Origin of the sequence: Pseudomonas sp. Leaf15 (assembly GCF_001421425.1) — a bacterium.
In the GTDB taxonomy this organism is placed as follows: domain Bacteria; phylum Pseudomonadota; class Gammaproteobacteria; order Pseudomonadales; family Pseudomonadaceae; genus Aquipseudomonas; species Aquipseudomonas salomonii.
Map to the genome: position 1 here is coordinate 463,766 of NZ_LMKI01000034.1, position 17,592 is coordinate 481,357.

General features: G+C 59.3%; 17 protein-coding genes. 5 read left to right on the plus strand and 12 right to left on the minus strand.

All coding sequences use genetic code 11. The annotated features are described in order from the left end of the window. Window positions 1-2: 2 nt before the first annotated feature. From nhaA to ASE80_RS25770, 3 genes are all read right to left on the minus strand, one after another. On the minus strand, window positions 3-1,331 hold the full coding sequence (gene nhaA, locus ASE80_RS25760) for a Na+/H+ antiporter NhaA (RefSeq protein ID WP_056861396.1): 1,329 nt from the start codon (window positions 1,329-1,331) through the stop codon (window positions 3-5). 122 nt (window positions 1,332-1,453) lie between these two features. Continuing rightward, the gene (locus tag ASE80_RS25765; protein ID WP_056861433.1) at window positions 1,454-2,755 is read right to left on the minus strand and encodes a chloride channel protein; all 1,302 of its coding nucleotides are present in this window, start codon (window positions 2,753-2,755) and stop codon (window positions 1,454-1,456) included. Window positions 2,756-2,777: 22 nt separating this feature from the next. Further along, window positions 2,778-3,992 carry an MFS transporter gene (locus ASE80_RS25770; RefSeq protein ID WP_056861397.1) on the minus strand — a complete coding sequence of 405 codons (1,215 nt, stop codon included), beginning with the start codon at window positions 3,990-3,992 and terminating at the stop codon, window positions 2,778-2,780. Between the two features lie 116 nt (window positions 3,993-4,108). Between ASE80_RS25770 and ASE80_RS25775 the strand changes: the two genes are divergently transcribed. Then, window positions 4,109-5,005 carry a LysR family transcriptional regulator gene (locus ASE80_RS25775; RefSeq protein WP_056861398.1) on the plus strand — a complete coding sequence of 299 codons (897 nt, stop codon included), beginning with the start codon at window positions 4,109-4,111 and terminating at the stop codon, window positions 5,003-5,005. A gap of 92 nt (window positions 5,006-5,097) precedes the next feature. Continuing rightward, complete coding sequence (locus tag ASE80_RS25780; RefSeq protein ID WP_056861399.1) at window positions 5,098-5,958, plus strand: DUF2242 domain-containing protein; 861 nt, start codon at window positions 5,098-5,100, stop codon at window positions 5,956-5,958. A gap of 1 nt (window position 5,959) precedes the next feature. Here the strand turns inward: ASE80_RS25780 and aceE are convergent, their stop codons facing one another. Next, window positions 5,960-8,620 carry a pyruvate dehydrogenase (acetyl-transferring), homodimeric type gene (aceE, locus tag ASE80_RS25785; protein WP_056861400.1) on the minus strand — a complete coding sequence of 887 codons (2,661 nt, stop codon included), beginning with the start codon at window positions 8,618-8,620 and terminating at the stop codon, window positions 5,960-5,962. Between the two features lie 145 nt (window positions 8,621-8,765). On the opposite strand from aceE, the gene ASE80_RS25790 reads away from it, so the two are divergent. After that, the gene (locus ASE80_RS25790) at window positions 8,766-9,239 is read left to right on the plus strand and encodes a MarR family winged helix-turn-helix transcriptional regulator (protein WP_056861401.1); all 474 of its coding nucleotides are present in this window, start codon (window positions 8,766-8,768) and stop codon (window positions 9,237-9,239) included. Between the two features lie 125 nt (window positions 9,240-9,364). On the opposite strand, the gene ASE80_RS25795 is transcribed toward ASE80_RS25790, so the two are convergent. From ASE80_RS25795 to ASE80_RS30485, 5 genes are all read right to left on the minus strand, one after another. Beyond that, the gene (locus ASE80_RS25795) at window positions 9,365-10,366 is read right to left on the minus strand and encodes a transketolase-like TK C-terminal-containing protein (RefSeq protein ID WP_056861402.1); all 1,002 of its coding nucleotides are present in this window, start codon (window positions 10,364-10,366) and stop codon (window positions 9,365-9,367) included. A gap of 332 nt (window positions 10,367-10,698) precedes the next feature. Then, window positions 10,699-11,733: an AraC family transcriptional regulator gene (locus tag ASE80_RS25800; protein WP_056861403.1), complete on the minus strand. Its 1,035-nt coding sequence runs from the start codon at window positions 11,731-11,733 to the stop codon at window positions 10,699-10,701. Between the two features lie 4 nt (window positions 11,734-11,737). Beyond that, window positions 11,738-12,868 carry a carbon-nitrogen hydrolase family protein gene (locus tag ASE80_RS25805; protein ID WP_056861404.1) on the minus strand — a complete coding sequence of 377 codons (1,131 nt, stop codon included), beginning with the start codon at window positions 12,866-12,868 and terminating at the stop codon, window positions 11,738-11,740. A 337-nt stretch (window positions 12,869-13,205) separates the two neighbouring features. Continuing rightward, window positions 13,206-13,523, minus strand: a complete 318-nt coding sequence (locus tag ASE80_RS25810; protein ID WP_056861405.1) for a hypothetical protein — start codon at window positions 13,521-13,523, stop codon at window positions 13,206-13,208. Between the two features lie 63 nt (window positions 13,524-13,586). Continuing rightward, the gene (locus ASE80_RS30485) at window positions 13,587-13,901 is read right to left on the minus strand and encodes a zinc-binding dehydrogenase (protein WP_236708867.1); all 315 of its coding nucleotides are present in this window, start codon (window positions 13,899-13,901) and stop codon (window positions 13,587-13,589) included. A 461-nt stretch (window positions 13,902-14,362) separates the two neighbouring features. Here ASE80_RS30485 and ASE80_RS25815 point away from each other — a divergent pair, with 461 nt between their 5' ends. Beyond that, window positions 14,363-14,800 (plus strand): GNAT family N-acetyltransferase, encoded by a 438-nt coding sequence (locus ASE80_RS25815; protein WP_056861406.1) that lies wholly within the window; start codon window positions 14,363-14,365, stop codon window positions 14,798-14,800. 71 nt (window positions 14,801-14,871) lie between these two features. On the opposite strand, the gene ASE80_RS31975 is transcribed toward ASE80_RS25815, so the two are convergent. Continuing rightward, window positions 14,872-15,168: a hypothetical protein gene (locus ASE80_RS31975; RefSeq protein ID WP_256577107.1), complete on the minus strand. Its 297-nt coding sequence runs from the start codon at window positions 15,166-15,168 to the stop codon at window positions 14,872-14,874. On the opposite strand from ASE80_RS31975, the gene ASE80_RS25820 reads away from it, so the two are divergent. After that, the gene (locus tag ASE80_RS25820) at window positions 15,148-15,855 is read left to right on the plus strand and encodes an efflux RND transporter permease subunit (protein ID WP_056861407.1); all 708 of its coding nucleotides are present in this window, start codon (window positions 15,148-15,150) and stop codon (window positions 15,853-15,855) included. The genes ASE80_RS31975 and ASE80_RS25820 overlap by 21 nt on opposite strands. Before the next feature lie 193 nt (window positions 15,856-16,048). On the opposite strand, the gene ASE80_RS30490 is transcribed toward ASE80_RS25820, so the two are convergent. Together ASE80_RS30490 and ASE80_RS25825 are read right to left on the minus strand one after the other, a co-directional pair. Next, window positions 16,049-16,417 carry a hypothetical protein gene (locus tag ASE80_RS30490; RefSeq protein WP_082463679.1) on the minus strand — a complete coding sequence of 123 codons (369 nt, stop codon included), beginning with the start codon at window positions 16,415-16,417 and terminating at the stop codon, window positions 16,049-16,051. A gap of 279 nt (window positions 16,418-16,696) precedes the next feature. Beyond that, complete coding sequence (locus ASE80_RS25825) at window positions 16,697-17,443, minus strand: AAA family ATPase (protein WP_056861408.1); 747 nt, start codon at window positions 17,441-17,443, stop codon at window positions 16,697-16,699. Between the last annotated feature and the right edge of the window lie 149 nt (window positions 17,444-17,592).

The following is a 17,592-nucleotide window of genomic DNA, read 5'->3' on the forward strand; positions in this document are numbered from 1 at the left end:
GCTCAGAACTTCAGCTTGCCCCAGCTCAACCCAATCACCGCTGCCACTGTCGACGCCGTCAGCACACTCAGTTTGGCCGCTGCCAGCAGTTCCGGGTCGGAGAAGGCCAGGGACGAGATAAAGATCGACATGGTAAAGCCAATCCCCGCCAGCAGGCCGACCAGGCCGACACCGCTCCACGTGACACCGTCAGGCAGCTTGCAGATATTGAGTTTGACCAGCGTGACACTCGCCAGCATCACGCCCAACGGCTTGCCGATCACCAAGGCGACGATCACGCCCATGAACACGCCGTGGGGCAGCGGGTGCTCAAGGTTCAGGCCCTGCAGGCTCACGCCGGCATTGGCCAGGGCGAACAATGGCATCACACCGAATGCGACCCACGGGTGCAACGCCGATTGCACGCGCTGCACCGGCGGCATCAGCTCGCGCTGGGCTTCGCGCAGTTGCTTGAGCGGCTTGGCAACCTGGTGCGCGTCTTCGGCCGGATGCGAAAGGCGATCCATCAGCTCGTTGAAGGTACGACCGATGGTGTCCAGGGGGCGTTCGGTGGTCGGTTTGGAACTCACCGGCGTCATCAGGCCCAGGATCACCCCGGCGAGGGTCGGGTGCACGCCGGTCTTGAGCAGGCCGAACCAGACAATCGCCCCCGGCAGCAGATAGATCGCCGCCTTGCTGATGCCCATCCGCTGGAACACCAGCACTAAGGCCAAGCCACCTGCGGCCACCACCAGGCCCATGTAGTCCAGGCTGGCAGTGAAGAACACGGCAATGATCAGGATCGCCACGATGTCATCGATGATGGCCAGTGCCAGCAGCAGCACACGCACACCGCTGGGGATCGATTTGCCCAACAGCGCCAGCACGCCGACGGCAAAGGCAATGTCGGTGGCAGTGGGCACGGCCCAGCCACTGGCGGCGGCGGTGCCATGATTGAGCGCGGTGTAGAGGATGGCGGGCATCAATACGCCACCCAGTGCGGCGCCCAGCGGCAGGGTCGCAAGTTTCAGGTTGGCGAGTGCGCCGTCCTTTATTTCCTGGCGGATCTCGGCGCCAACCACCAGGAAGAAGATGGTCATCAGGCCGTCATTGACCAGAAAGTGCAGTGAACGCGACACACTGAAGTCGCCCAGCCCGAGGGTGATCGGGGTGTTCCAGAAGTGTTCGTAGGACGCCGCGGCGGGGCTGTTGGCCCAGATCAACGCGGCAATGGCCGCCAGCAGCAGGACGATGCCGCTGACCGCCTCGATGCGTGAAAACCGCTCAAGGGCCGACAGTGCGCCCTCGGTCAATGCCTGGGGACGAGGGATGGCAGGGTGTTTTTTGGGCACGACAAGTCTCCATTGGCGGCCCGACCAATGCTTTGCTTTAACCTGCGTTGTGCCCTATGCAGTCACGCACCCAGGGCGATGATAGGAAGTTGATGAATAAGTTGTAAACAATGTTGTCAGGGTTACGGGCTTTTTGTCGGCGGGTGCAGAAAACCGCGCGCCAATTGCTGGTACAACTCCGGCCCCATTCGCGAACTGACGGCCTTGGCAATCAGCGCCACCGCCATCAGGCTGATCACCATCCCGTGGCTGTCGATCATCTCCATCACGATGATCGCCGAGGTGATCGGCGATTGGGTCACGGCCGCCAGAAAGCCCACCATGCACAGCGCAATGATCGGTTGCGCTGCCAGCGCGAAAAGCTCGGCGGCGTTGGCGCCCACGGCCGCGCCGACGGCCAGCGACGGGGCAAAGATGCCGCCGGGAATCCCGGAAAAATAGGTGACCACCGTGGCCAGAAAACGCGTGACCGGCGCATGCCACGGCAAGCCGACATCGGCAGCAATGATCTGCGAAGTAATCCCGTAGCCGCTGCCGAAGGACATTCCGCCGCTGAGCCAGCCCAGGATTGCCACTACCAGCCCACACGCCCCGGCGAACCACACCGGGTGGGCACGCCGCCATTCCCAGACCACAAACCTGTGGTGGCGCTGGGGCCACAGCAGCATGCGGCTGAACAGCCCGCCGAGCAGGCCGCAGCCGATGCCTGCCGCCAGCACCGGAATAATGATGTCGAGTTTGATCTCCTCAACGTCCAGGTGGCCGAAATAGTTGTAATTGCCCTGCAGGGCGATGGCGACCATCCCCGACAAAATAATCGTGCTGAGCAAGACACCGCTGGTGCGGGTTTCGAGCTTGCGTCCCAGCTCCTCAACTGCGAAGGCGATGCCGGCCAACGGCGTATTGAACGCCGCGGCGATACCGGCGGCGCCGCCGGCCAGGATCAAGTCTTCGCTGCGGATGATGCGGGCATTGGGCAGGTAGCGATGGAAGAAGTGCATGATCGACGCCGCCACCTGCACGGACGGCCCTTCGCGCCCGGCAGAAAAGCCGCCGGTCAACGCCAATGTACCGAGGCCTATCTTGGCGAAGGCGATGCGCAGGGACACCAGCTTGCTGACGTCCTGCCCCTTGTTGGCCAGGCGGGTGGCGGCGATGACCTGGGGAATGCCGCTGCCTTGGGCACCGGCAAAAAAGCGTGTGGTCAGCCACACCACCAACATGCCCACCAGCGGTGTATAGAGAAAGGGCAGCCACGGATGGGCGCTGGATTGCTCGGCGAACTGAGTGAGCGCCATGTCAGCCAGGCGCGCAAACATCACCACCATCAGCCCGGCGATGGTGGCACCGGCCCACAGGGTGATCCGGGTGCGCCAGCGCAGTGAGGTAAAGCGGCGGCGCAGTGAAATGAACGGTTTGATCACCCAGGTGAATTCCAAATAAGTTTCAGGGTGTTTCAAGGTTAACCGTATATCCAGCGCTTGTCCTCGCGATGCGCCGTGTCGCCGCCAATGCCAACAGCACCAATCCGCCCACCGCCCAGGGGAACACGCCAACCCCCGATGTTTGCAGCAACAGGCCGCCCGCCAACCCGCCGCCGGCAATTCCCAGGTTCCAGACCGTCACCAGCATCGATTGCGCGGCATCGGCCGAGTCACCGGCGGACTTGGCCAGCGCCGTCTGCAGCAGCGCCGGCAAGCCACCAAAGGCCAGGCCCCACAGCGCCACGCTGGCATACACCGCACGGGTGGAGGTCATCCACACGCCCAGTGCCAGGGCCGCTACCGCGAACATCACGCAACTGATGATCAGCAGGCGCTGCAAGTGTTGATCAATCAGCACGCCCGTCAGCCAGATGCTCAGCAAGGCCGCGAGACCGAACACCAGCAAGATCCGGTCGATGTCGGCGACTATCCCGGCAGGCACCAGCAGTGGCGCGATGTAGGTGTACAAAATGTTGTGCGCCAGTACGTAGGTAAACGTCACCCACAGCACCGGACGAATGCCTGGCAGGTTAAACACTTGGCGCAAACCCAAGCGCTTTTGCGCCGCTTGCCCGGCGAAGTCCGGCAGTTGCCAGCGTGCCCACACCAACAGCAACAGCGTCAGCCCAGTCATGATGGCAAAGCTCAGGCGCCAGCCCACCGCGGTGCCAAGGAAAGTGCCGGCGGGTACACCCAGCGACAACGCCAGCGGTGCGCCGAGCATGGCCACAGCAATCGCTCGGCCTTGCAGGCGCGGGGCCACCATCCGGCTCGCATACCCGGCCAGCAACGCCCAAAGCAACCCGGCGAATACGCCGGCAAAAAACCGCGCTACCAGGGTCAGCCCGTAATGGGTGGAGAGTGCCGTGACGCTGTTGACCAGGGCAAAGCCGCCGATGGCAATCAGCAGCAACGGACGCCGCCGCCAGCCTTGGGTCAATAAGGTCAGGGGAATGGCCGCGAGCAATGAACCGAGGGCATACAGGGTCACCAGTTGGCCGACCAACGCCTGCGAAACCTGCAGCCCTTCGCTCATTTGCGGCAGCAGCCCGGCCGGCATGGCCTCGGTCAGAATCGTGATAAACCCGGCGCACGCCAAGGCCAGCAAGCCGCCGAGGGGCAGTGCGTCCTTTTCGGTCGTGACGGCCGGGTTGGCAATCGAGGGGCAGTCGCTCATGTTCCGTCTCCATGCAAAAGTCAGGGAGGCAGAGTAGGGGGCTGTGGGTTGCGGAAAAACAGGCTAAGGTTCCGAACTTATCGGACATCAAAGTCCGCAATCGATAAAGGTGGGCGATGGACAGTCTGAGTAGCCTTGCGGTGTTCGTGCAGGTTGCGGAAACCCGCAGCTTTACCGCTGCTGGCCGCGTGCTGGGGGTGTCGTCTTCGGCCGTGGGCAAAAGCATCGCGCGCATGGAAGAACGCCTGGGCGTGCGGCTGTTTCATCGCAGCACACGCAGCGTCACCCTGACCGGCGAAGGCGCGCTGTTCCTGGAGCGCTCGCGACGGATTCTGGCTGAGGTGGAAGCGGCCGAGCAGGAATTGACTGAGGCTGGCGCCACGCCCCGAGGCACATTGCGCATCAGCTTGCCGCAAGTGCGTGGCCTGTTGATGCCGGTGCTCAGCGACTTTATGCGCGCCTACCCGGACATTGAACTGGATGTGGATTTTTCCGACCGCATGGTCGACGTGATCGAGGAGGGGTTTGATGCGGTGATTCGTACCGGCAAGCCGGAAGATTCGCGGCTGATGGCACGTCATCTGGGGCACTACCAACTGGTCCTGGTGGCCTCGCCAGACTACCTGGCGCAATACGGCACCCCGCAACAGCCGCAGGATTTGAGCGGCCATGCCTGCCTGCGCCACAAGTTCTGCGCCACCGGCAAGCTGGAGCCCTGGCCACTGCGCCATGTGCCCGGCGTGGCGGAGCCGGTGTTACGTGCGCCGCTGATCAGCACCACCATCGAGTCCCTCAGCTATGTGGTACACGAAGGGCTGGGCATCGCCTGCCTGCCGGACTTCATGGTCAAGGAGGCGGTGCGCCAGGGGCGTCTGCAACGGGTGCTGGATGAGCATCTGGTCCACCGTGGCAGTTTCTGGATGCTGTGGCCCTCGAGTCGCTTCGCCTCGGCCAAGCTGCGGGTGTTTATCGACCATATGTGTGCCGGGCTTTTCCCTGCGCAGGCGGTGTAATAACGCTGTGACGTTTTACCGACAGGAATGTGCGCGCCAACCCTGCGTTCTGTTGCACAATAGCGCCCTGACTGTTTTCCTCAGGATTTTCGATGTCGACATCATTTCACTTGCGTGGCCTCGGGTTGGCGCTGGTGCTGGCGGGCGCTGCGGGCTGCTCGTCACCCAAGACCGCTATTTATGAACATGAGAATTTCGACGACTCCGGCACGTTCTCCCGTGATTACCCGGTCAGCGATGTGGCGGCCTGTGAAGCGGCGCGACGTGCGCTGTTGAGCCAGGGTTACATCATCACCAGCAGCGACCCCAAGCTGGTGGTGGGTAACAAGAGTTTCCAGCAAACCGGCGAAACCCATCTGCAAATCAGCTTCAACGTGGTGTGTGCCGATGATGGCAAAGGCGCCAAGCACTCAACCATGTTCGCCAACGCCTTGCAGGACCGCTACGCGCTGAAAAAGGTCAACAACTCCGCCAGCCTCGGCGTGGGTGTGTTGGGCTCGGTGTCGATGCCGATCGGCTCAACCGATGATTCGATGGTCAAGGTGGCCAGCGAGACGGTGACGGCCCCGAAGTTTTACGATCGCTATTTCTCGCTGGTGGATGTGTTCCTGCCCCAGGACGTGAAGGCGGCCGAGCATATTCCAGAGAAGCCGAAGGCTGAGCTGGGCGTGCCGGAGCCGAAAGCGGCTGCGCCTGCTGATAAGCCTGCGCCTGCCGATAAGGTAGCGCCTGCCGATAAGGTCGACGCGCCCAAGGACGCACCGGTAGCGCCCGCCGTGTCGGAACCGCTGGCACCGCCGCCAGAGGCGGCACCGATTGCGCCACAGGCCGAGCCGGCGCCGACCACTGCGCCAACACCTGCACCGGCTGCGGAACCAGCGCCAGCGCCGACCAACCCGAACCTGCCGGCGCCGACAGAGGCGATCCCACCGCTGCCAACGCCTGGGCAGTAACTCAGACCGCTACGGGGTTCGTCTTGTCGACGTTGATCCCGTAGCGGCTGATGGCCTCGCTCACCTTGTCACGCCCGATCACGCCGTCGTCGGCCAGCGCCTTCAGCGCCGCCAGCACGATGAAGTGGCGGTCCACCTCAAAGAATTCGCGCAGGGTTTCGCGGGTGTCCGATTGCCCAAAGCCATCGGTGCCCAGCGCCACAAAACGGCGGCCGTGTACAAACGGGCGGATCTGGTCGGCGAATAACTTCATATAGTCCGTCGCCACTACCACCGGCCCGCTGTGTCCGGCCAGGCTGGTTTCCACGTAGCTCGCACGCGGTTCGTCCTGCGGATGCAGCAGGTTCCAGCGCTCCACCGCGTGCCCGTCACGGCGCAATTCGGTCAGGCTGGTTGCGCTCCAGACATTACTGGCTACGCCAAAGTCCTTGTCGAGCAGTTGCGCTGCGGCAATCACCTCGCGCAGGATCGAGCCGCTGCCCATCAATTGCACCTGCGCCTGCGGGGACGTGCTCAGCGGATACAAGCCTTTGAGAATCCCGTCCTCCACGCCTTCGGGCATGGCCGGGTGCGGGTAGTTCTCGTTGAGCAGGGTGATGTAGTAGTAAATGTCCTCCTGTTCGACGTACATGCGCCGCATGCCTTCGCGAATGATCACCGCCAGCTCGTAGGCAAAGGTCGGGTCATAGGCGACGCAGCAGGGGATCACCGACGCCAGGATGTGGCTGTGGCCGTCGTCATGCTGCAAGCCTTCGCCCATCAGCGTGGTGCGGCCGGCCGTGGCGCCCAGCAGAAAGCCACGAGCGCGGGCATCGCCGGCGGCCCAGGCCAGGTCACCGACGCGCTGGAAACCGAACATCGAATAGAAAATGTAGAACGGCACGGTCATCAAGCCGTGATTGCTGTAGGACGTGCTCGCCGCAATCCACGAAGAAATGGCCCCGGATTCATTCAGGCCTTCCTGCATGATCTGTCCGTCTTTGCTCTCTTTGTAGTAGCTCAATTGCCCGGCGTCTTGTGGGGTGTAGAGCTGGCCGACAGCGGAGTGAATGCCGATCTGGCGGAACAGGCTCTCCATGCCGAAGGTGCGCGACTCGTCCGGCACGATGGGTACGATCAGCTTGCCCAGGTGCGGGTCTTTCAACAACGTGCCGAGGATGCGCACAAACGCCATGGTGGTGGAGATGGCGCGCTCGCCGGTGTCTTTGAGTTGGGTGGCAAACGCGCTCAGTTCGGGAATCTGCAAGGCCTCGACCGCAGTGTGTCGTGCTGGCACATAGCCGCCCAACGCTTGGCGACGGGCAGCGAAGTAGCGGGCTTCTTCGCTGTCGGCAGCGGGCTTGAGGTAAGGGATTTCGTCGAGCTGGTCATCGGCCACTTCCAGGCCGAAGCGGTCGCGAAAGGCTTTTACGGCATCAGCGCCCATCTTCTTCAACTGGTGATTGATGTTCTGGCCTTCGCCCGCTTCGCCCATGCCGAAGCCCTTTACGGTTTTGGCCAGGATCACCGTCGGTTGGCCCTTGTGGCGCACGGCAGCGGCGTAGGCGTTGTAGACCTTGTCCGGGTCGTGGCCACCGCGTGAGAGTTTCCAGATATCGTCGTCGGACATGTCGGCAACCAGCGCCAGTAATTGCGGGTATTTGCCGAAGAAATGTTCACGCACATAGGCGCCGTTCTGGGATTTGTAGTTCTGATAATCGCCGTCCACACATTCCATCATGCGTTGGCGCAACAGGCCGCTCTGGTCCTTTTCCAGCAGCGCATCCCAGCCGCCGCCCCAGATCACCTTGATCACATTCCAGCCGGCGGCGCGGTACAGGCTTTCGAACTCCTGGATCACCTTGGCATTGCCACGCACCGGGCCGTCCAGGCGCTGCAGGTTGCAGTTGACCACAAAGATCAGGTTGTCGAGCTTCTCGCGGCCGGCCAGGGAGATGGCCGCCAGGGATTCCGGCTGGTCCATTTCGCCGTCGCCCAGGAATGCCCAGACCTTGCGGCCTTGGTGTTGCTTGAGGTCACGGAACTCCAGGTAGCGCATAAAGCGCGCCTGGTAGGCGGCGGTAATCGGGCCAAGGCCCATCGAAACTGTCGGGAACTGCCAGAAGTCCGGCATCAGCCGTGGGTGCGGGTAGGAGGACAAGCCCTCGCCACCGGCCTCGCGGCGGAAGTTGTCCAGTTGCGCTTCGCTGATGCGGCCTTCGAGGTAGGCGCGGCCGTAAATGCCCGGGGAGGAGTGGCCCTGGATGTACACCAGGTCGCCGTCGAAGCTATCGGTTCGGCCACGGAAGAAGTGGTCGAAACCTACGTCGTAGAGGACGGCGGCCGACGCGTAGGTCGCAATATGCCCACCAACACCCGAGTGTTTACCCGCACGCAGCACCATCGCCATGGCATTCCAGCGAATAAACGCATTGGTGCGCCGCTCGATGGCCAGGTTGCCGGGGTAGGGCAGTTGGCGGTCAACCGCGATGGTGTTGACGTAAGGCGTGGTCACCCGCCCGTAGAAGTCACCATGGCGCGCAACGTCGAAATCCAGCAACTGATCAATCAGGTAGTGGGCACGCGGGCGGCCTTCGGTGGACAGCACCGATTCGATGGACTCCAGCCACTCGCGGGTTTCCTGTGGATCGTCGTCCAGTCTTACTGCGTTATTGGGGGTCATGTGAGGCTCCAGGGTAGGCGGGTTTCAAGCAGCGGGCTCCTTGTGGGAGTTGCGCGAATGTAATTGCAATTGCAACTACATGACTGAATCTAGCGCGGGATGAGCTACTATTGCAACCTTCTTGAAATTCCCCGGATGGTGTTGCATGTCGTCGAAAGAGCCAGATGTATGGTTCCGTTTTGTCAGGGCCCACAGGACGGTCATCCGCGAAATCGAACGCCGCCTGGCTGCAGCAGATCTGCCGCCCTACGCCTGGTATGACGCGTTATGGGGCCTGGAAAGCGGCCCCGACGGCACACGGCGCATGCACGAGCTGGCCGATGTGCTGGCGATTGAGCGCTACAACCTCACACGCCTGGTAGACCGCCTGGAAAAGGACGGCCTGGTAGTGCGTTCACGCTCCGACGGCGACGGCCGCGCAGCGTTTGCCTCGATCACCGACGCTGGCCGGGTGTTGCGTAAAAAGATGTGGAAAATCTACGAAAGCACGGTGGATGAGCTGTTCCTGTCGCAAATCGAGCCTGAGCAACGCCAGCTGTTTGCCGATACCTTGGAGCGCACGGCGGGGTTGGCGGTGGAGGCGGGCGTGCAAACCCGAAGCCGACGCAAGATCTACTAGGCGATGAAGGTCCAATGTGGGAGCGGGCTTGCTCGCGAATGCGATCTGTCAGACACATAGAGGCTGACTGACCCACCGCATTCGCGAGCAAGCCCGCTCCCACATTTTGATCGTATTGCCAGCTATCACAGTGGATACCGACGCATCGCCGCTTCGACATGCTCAACACCAATACGGCCTTCATCGGCCAACGCCCGCAGCGCACACACCACAATCCAATACCGACTGGGCGCAGACGCCTGCACCGACCCCGCCCCCAACCCGACAAACCGCGCCTGCACATACGCCGCCAACTGATCGACAATCACCTGCGGATAACCGGTCACGGCAATTACCGGCGCGCTGCTCCCGGCCAGGCACTCATGCAGATGGCAGCTTTGCCTGGCAGCCATCGGGTGCAGGCGATTCCAACGCTCGGCCGCCGCTGCTTCACGGGCCAGCCGCGTGTAGCTTGGGCAACTCCATACCTGCGCCGTCACTCCCCAGTCCTGTTCGAGCAATTGCGCCGCGTGGGTCACGTCCTCGAGCGCTCGGCCCGCGCCCAGCAAGCGCACCTCTCCCGTGTGAGTACGCTGGAACGGGTACATACCCTTGAGCGCGTCTTCACGATCCTGCTTATCCAGCTTCGCTGCGCGCTGTTGATCATGCAGCGCGAGGTAATAAAACCCCGGCTTGCCGTCGACATACAGCGCGTGAATCCCGGCCAGCACAATCGCCCGTGCTTCTTCGCCGGACGCCGGGTCATACGGTGTGCAGTGCGGGTTGGTCGCCAGCCACAACGGTAGCGACGGTTGCGCGCCCCTGGGCCAGGCAGAGGGCTGGTTCTCGACGTCGTTGCAGAGGATGCCGCGCTGCGTGGCAGCCTGCGACAGCCCACATAACTGCGCCGACGATGCTGCACGGTGCAGGTACAGCATGGGTTTTTCGCCGGTATTGCGCGCAAACCAACTGGGCCAGTTGCCCACACGGCGGCTGCGTGACTGGCCACGAATCACCCAGGCCTGTCGGCTGAATTCCAGGGTATTGGCCATGTTCATGACCGTGTACAGCGGCGAGCCGGGAGGCGGCGCGGCACTGCTCAGCGCATCGATACAGCGCTGCGCGGCTTGAGCGGTTGAGACAGGCATGGGGCGAGGCTCCTGGCGACAGAGGTTCCTACCCTAATGGAAAATGGCATGTGATTGCAATTGCAATGATTGCAATCGCGCCTCGATCTCGCAGTGCTAAATCGATCCAACCCTGCTACGTTTTATCTTGAAGTGCAGGAACGTCATGGCGCCGACATTTTTTCGTCATCACGGCACTTTAGGCTGGGTGTGCAGGTCATTTATTTGCAACCGCTTTTAACCAAGAAGGAGTCCACCATGGACGAATACCAGGAAGAACTGCTGGAGTACCACGCGTTTGAACTGGATCCGCTGGATCCGGCCGATGACGCCACCGAGCTGTAACACCGACTTCAGGCGGAATGCCGCTGACTGCGGCGAAATTCCCCTGGGGTCTGGTTGTTCCACCGCCTGAAGGCCCGCTGAAAGGCTTGGGCTGAGGCAAAACCGAGCAAGTAGGCGATCTCGCCGAACGCCAGTTCCGTGTCGCGAATGTAGGTCATGGCCAGATCGCGGCGGGTATCGTTGAGAATTGCGCGAAACTGCGTGCCTTCGTCGGCCAGTTTGCGCCGCAGTGTCCAGGTTGGCAGCTTCAGGCGTGCCGCCACTTCTTCCAGGTCGGGTTCCCGGCCGCCATTGAGCATCGGCCCGAGCAACCTTGTAATGCGCTCGCGCAGGCTGCGGGTGCGGGTGAGTTGCTCCAACTCCTGTTCACATAATTTCAACAGTAACTGCCAGGTGCTGGGGCAATGCTGCGGGTTACGCAGGCCCAAGGTTGGCTGGTTGAGGCGCAGCTGGTTGGCGTCGGCACCGAAATGCACGGGGCTATCACCCAGCACGCTGTACTGTTCGCTGTACTCCGGGGCTTCAAACTCGATGTCGATGCGCTGCGCCTGCACCGGTTGTTGGGCCAGGCTCGACAATTGCTGCAACCAGCCGGCGATGATCGAGTCCACCACAAAGCGGTTGTAGGCGTTGTAGGGGCTGATGGAATAGAAGCGCAGCCAGGCGCCTTCGGCGTCCTCGTGAAAGCTCGACTGCCCGCGATAGTTGGAGCCGTACAGCGCTTCAAACCGCGTCAGTGCCCGCGCCGCTTCGCGCACGTTGGGCGCCTGTGCGGCGGTAACGCCGGCCAATCCCGCCTGGCTCAGACGGCTCAATTGACCCATGCGCAAGCCCAGGCCGGGGTCGCCGGTCAGTTGGATGGCGGCATGGCCCAGGCGCATGTAGCGCGGGATCGACAGGCGTGCTCCGGCTTCGGCAAGCCGTGCCGGGTCCAGGCCGTATTGCAGCAGCAGCGGTTGCGGGTCCAGGCCATGGCTTTGCACGGCGTCGGCCAGGGACTGCACAAAGCCCACCGACAAATCCCCAAGGCGCACCGGCTTCACGGCGTTACAGCCAGATATTCAGCAGGCGCGCGCCACGGGCGTCATTGCCCGCGGTGACGTGCCCTTCATTGCTGAGGAAGCTGTGCCCGGCGGTGCCCAGGTCCCAGAACTGCCCACGCAGAAACACACTCATGCCGGCGCTGGCCTGACTGATCGGCTGTTGGCTGATCAGGGTGAGGCGGCGCCAGGCTTCGCCTTCGCTGAGTTCTTCGGGCTTGAGGCTGATTTCGGGCGGCGTGGACACGCTTTTAAAGCCGCGCCATGGGCGGTCCCAGGTATCGCGGCCGGTGACGAAGGCCGGCACGGCCACCAGTTGCGCACCTTGCTCGTTAAGCTTGCGGTAGTTGTCCGGGTACCAGCTGTCGCTGCCGATCAGGATGCCCAGGCGGCCGGCCGGCGTGTCGACCACGCTGACGATATTTTCGTCACCCGGTGCGATAAACCCGCGCTCATCGTAAATGGGGTACAGCTGGCGCTGTGGGTCGCCGATGGGCAGGCCATCCGCCGCAAACACCACACTGGCGTTGTACAGGGCGCCATGGCCGATGTGCAGTTGGCCCTGGCTGACACTGGGGTTGGGCAGCGCGATGGAGCCGGCCACCAGGGTCACGCCGAATTCTTTGGCCAGGCCGCCGAACAGCACTTGATAGTCGCGGGCCATGGCCGGTGCCTTCATGCGCAGGTAAGCGTCGTCCATGCGGTTATCGCCTTTGGCACTGATCCAGGCGCGGGCAAACTGCAACGGGTTGCTGGCCGACAGCCAATTCATCGCGTCCTTGAGGTGAGTGGCCTGGTACAGCTCATTCTTTTCGCCGCTGAGCATCAGCCAGGTGCCGATATGTTCCGGCAGCACGACGACGGTCTTGGGGTTGATCAAACCTTGGTCGCGGGCCTTTTGCAGGTAGGCCGAGAGTTTCAGGTGCAGGCGTTCCAGGCTCTGGTAATCGGCCGGGAACAGCTCGGGCTGGATGCCCAACAGGTTGCCACGGTCGGCGGGCTCGCCTTCGTTGACGGCCAGGGTGATACGCAGGTCCGACAGGTAATGCGCCACAGGGCGCTCCTGGGTCCAGACCAGATACGCGGCGACGGCGGCAACCAGGGCCATGGAGACGGTGAACGCTAGAAGTTTACGCATGGGGCAACAGACAACAGACCGTGTGCAGGCGTGGGTAATCACTCATTATGAGATTTTGCCCGACGGCATATCAATCAGTTACGGCTAATCTTTCAGATTAAGTGAGTTTTTTTTTGCAGCTACTCTGACTTTCTCGCCGAACTTGAGCTTCACTTATGGAATTCGCAGTGATTACGGGATCTCAAATGACACAAGCTCCAGAAGCCCTCGCACGCAGTTGTTGCCTAAGGCTCATCGCCTCTCGATAGGCCGACTTTTCGGTCCAGTGCCTCACGCAACCAAAGTCGCCGGTTGCTTTTTGAAGTGGAAAAGGCGCTACAGCCAAAACAACCGATGCTCAGTACGGGAAATATTCAGCGCCCAGTTCTGTGCCCAAACGCTCTTTAAAAGCTGAAGAAAGTTTGTTTACCGCGCTCAACGGACCGTGGTGAACGCCAACGGCGACGATTTCTCCTTCCAAGCCTCGTGTCAGTGTCACCACACCGTGCACGGCGACGTTGCCGAACGCCTGCGCCTCATATTCGAACAGTTCCCGATTCCCGAAGCTGGCACTGAAGGTAACCGAGTGAGTCTCATACAGCGCGCCAGCGGCCTGTATGACTTTGATGATCGCATCCCTCCCTACGACCGTACGTTCGAGTACTGACGAAATCATGGTCGCGTCGGTCGCTAACTGGTTTAACCACGGGGGGAGTTAGCGACGGGTTGGATGGCGCGCTCATGGTGTGACCCTCAGCACGACCTTGCCCGATGTGCTTCCTTGCTCCACCAGCGCATGCGCCTGTGCGCCTTCGCTAAGTGGCAATTCGTGGCTAACGTGTGGCGTCAATTGGCCGGACCCCACCCACGCCGCCAACTGTTGCAGACCCGCTCCATCTGGCTCTACCGCAACGCTAGAAAAGCGCAATCCGGAAGCAGCCGCCAACGCGGGCATGTGAGCATGACTGAGGCCCATTGACGTCACTACGATGCCGTTCGGCTTGAGCACCGACAACGAACGCTCGGCATACCCATTGCCAACGGTATCGAACACCAAAGCATGCCCTCAGATGTGCCCCCAATGTAGCAATCCACTGGAAGTGAATGGAGCTCCATGGTTTGTGGAGGGGCAAAAATGATCAGATGAACAGCCAGCCCGACGAGGCCTAAAGACTCCCAGGATAGCCAAAAAACATTTTTACTAGGCTCTAAAGCGGTATTTACAGCCAGAAAAAATAGAATCATGCCCCCATTTTTGCCCCCATTTGCACTGGGTGTGCGAGCGATCGCGAGTGGCGATTTATGACATGGATCTGGGTGGCAGTGGCTGGTATTCAGTGCGCCTCCGGATACTGGATGAGCAACCCGAATGTGGCAGGTCCGTGGTCGTTCGGAAACTGCCGACACAGCGGGCAAGTGAGATTGGGGAGTTGTTGCCACACGATTGGAGCCACCCTTGATAGCCCAGATATGTAAGGATGCTTTCATCACACGGATGGAAAAAAGGAAGATGCCATGGACGCAGTAATCCGGCTTGCCAAACTTGCCGATATCGATGCGATTTTTAAGATTCGAACCAGTGTTCGGGAAAATCACTTATCTCAAGATCAGTTAACGGAGATAGGCATAACGCCTGAAGCTATAAGTCAGGCAATTTCAGAGAATCCGTGCGCTTGGGTCGCGGAGGTCAGTGGCGTTCCAGTCGGTTTTTCGATGGTCGATATTGAAGATGGTTGCGTATTCGCGGTCTTCGTCTTGCCGGAATTCGAAGGGTACGGGTTGGGGCGCAATCTGATGCACAAAGCAGAGTCTTTTCTATTTCAACGCCATCAGAAGATATGGTTAGAAACCGCTGAAGCAAGCCGTGCGAGCGGATTCTATAGAAGCCTTGGCTGGCAGCCCGTGAAGAACCTACCGGAAGGTGACATTCGTTTTGAGAAGCAACTGAAGTAAAGCGAGAATAAAGGTATCGAGACGGTTAGATGGGCGCCCGGCCAATTGCGCAAGGTGTGTTTGGCGGACGCTTACGAAGCAGCAACAGGCCATCGCCCAATCGACCCTGGTAATCCACCGTCCCACGGCTGGGCGTAAAGGTGCAGGCCATCGACGACGTGCTTTACGACGCCTTCGGTCAGCGACAGATTGCGATAATTTTTACCCAGCTTGATCAGAACCACGTGTTCCTTGAACTCGACCCGAGCTGGTAAACATCCGCCGCCACTCTTGAACATTTGTTTGTCCGCGCAAGTTCCGGCGCCATGGTGCCACTGAGCCTGCTGGCCAGCGTCAAGACCGAATAAGTGCCGATCATCATCAACCATCAGGGCGTGTTCCCGGCCATTACCCTGTCGTTCGACCTCGCGCCCGGCCATGCCCTGAGTGAAGCGGTCACGGCGATCAATCAGGCGTCCCTGGCCGTCGCAATGCCCGATACCGTGCTGGGTAGTTTCCAGGGCGCCGCTCAGGCCTTCCAGGATTCATTAAAGTCACAACCCTGGCTGATTCTCGAGGCGATCCTCACGGTTTACATCGTATTGGGTGTGCTGTACGAGAATGCTATTCACCCGTTAACCATCATATCTACCTTGCCGTCAGCTGGTTTCGGGGCACTGCTGGTATTGATGCTCTGTGGTCAGGATCTATCGGTGCTGGGGATGATCGGCATGATTTTGCTGATTGGTATCGTCAAAAAGAACGCGATCATGATCGTCGACTTCACGTTGCAGGCCCAGCAGCAGGGCCTGTCGCCCCGAGATGCGGTGCGCGAAGGTTACCTGTTGCGCTTGCGGCCGATTCTGATGACCTCACTGTCTGCCTTGCTGGGTGCCTTGCCGCTGGCGTTCGGGCACGGTGCCGGCTCCGAGTTGCGCCAGCCATTGGGCATCGCAATTGCCGGTGGCCTGGCGGTGTCACAGATTCTGACGCTGTACACTACGCCGGTGGTTTATCTATGGTTTGAACGCTGGCGTCGAAAAACACTGCTCGACCGCGCTGAGGTTACGTTTTGAAACCCTCAACTGCCCAAAAAACTCTGCACCCGGTCGGGGTTTTGCAATTAAAGCCATTCTGACTTGTAACAACCAACCCATAGTTAGCGGTGACGAAAGGCAGAAATCGGCCAAAAGCAGTCGTTCACGGGAGGCGGCTCTCGACCCACAGCAGTAATCTCGCATTGATTTAAAGCAATGCCTCCTGCCCATCCTAAAATCGTGATGGCAGTTCATTTCCGGCCTGGGCATCCGAAAAGACCTCATCTGGATCTGCCTGACACCAATATCTGAAAAGTAGGCGAGGCTCGATATTTCCGAAATATTGATCCACGATGCTCTCGGGGCGCACGACCAATTTAGGTTCTGGCCATTGCTGGGCTAAAACACCTAATGGTTTGCCAGATGAATAAACAACCCAAGTGGCCTTGCCTCCACTGATACGAGGTAGGTAGTCCATATCTTGTATCACTTCGATCAAGGTGCGCAGTGTTGCTGATTGATCGAATGTGATCGATATTGCATGACTTTCCAGATCATCTCCCGCATGAACGCTATCTCGATCAACGGCAACTACCAACATGACTGCTCCTTTTAGTGGTGTGCTTTCACCAGATCGATCAGCGTATAGACATCAGCGGCTAACTGTCGAGTGCGCTTCTAGCCGAAACCTGCCGTACCAGGCTACCGCTTTCGGCAAGAAGTGGCCATTCTCCTCAAAATCGGCGGCATCTCGATCTACGCTAAACAAGGCAATAATGCCGTCGTACTTATTAAGCCGCGATCGGCAACAATTCATTTTTTTGCGCCAGCGATCTTGATAAACGCTCTAGCCATCGATGCTCTTCAGTGCCTGAACTAACTAAAAATCATGCTTCTCATCAAATAGTTTGCTCATAAAGCTTTCAGGGTTAGCAAAGTAACTTTTCATAATTAGGTAGTTTTCAGTTTCTGAATATTCCTTCTCTACCAGTCCACTATTGGTAAACTCCCAAATTCTGGCGCCCGGGTAAGCAATTAAAATTGGTGAGTGAGTTGCAATTATGAACTGCGAATTTTGTTTTGCGAGTTCCGCTATACGTACCAGCAGAGATAATTGGCGTTGGGGAGATAGCGCAGATTCAGGCTCGTCTAGTAAATACAATCCGTTTCCTCCGAATCGATGTAAAATCATATCCATAAAAGCCTCCCCATGAGACCTCGTATGAAGATCGTTTCCCCCGTATGAGTCCTTAATAGCTGGCCCGCCAGGTCCGCAATCCAACTTATTCATCTCTGTAATTACATTATAAAAACTTTCTGCGCGATAAAAATAGCCATCTCGAGGTCGCTTTGCTGTGCGTGACAAGCGCAATGCCTTGGACAGTAGGGATTTTTCATCGCTGGAAGAAAACTTGAAATTCTTACTGCCTCCCTCATGATTAAAGCCACATGAAACTGCAATAGCCTCTAAGAGGGTTGACTTACCGCTACCGTTTTCTCCAACGAAAAAATTTATCACGGGATGAAGCTCGATTTTGCTAATTGATTGAATTGAAGGCAAATAGAAGGGGAAATTATTCTCTTCTCTATAGTTCTCTAAGATTTCAATTCTCTTAATGTAAGGCATTAACTTCCTGGCTTTATTTATCTTATTTAATGGTTATAGTTATATGTGTGATACTTAGGGTAATTATAAATAGTCTTTCTGTAGTTTGGCTCTTTTTTATAAGCACTAGATATGTCCGACATAAAAATAAACCATTCTTGGCTCGCGCC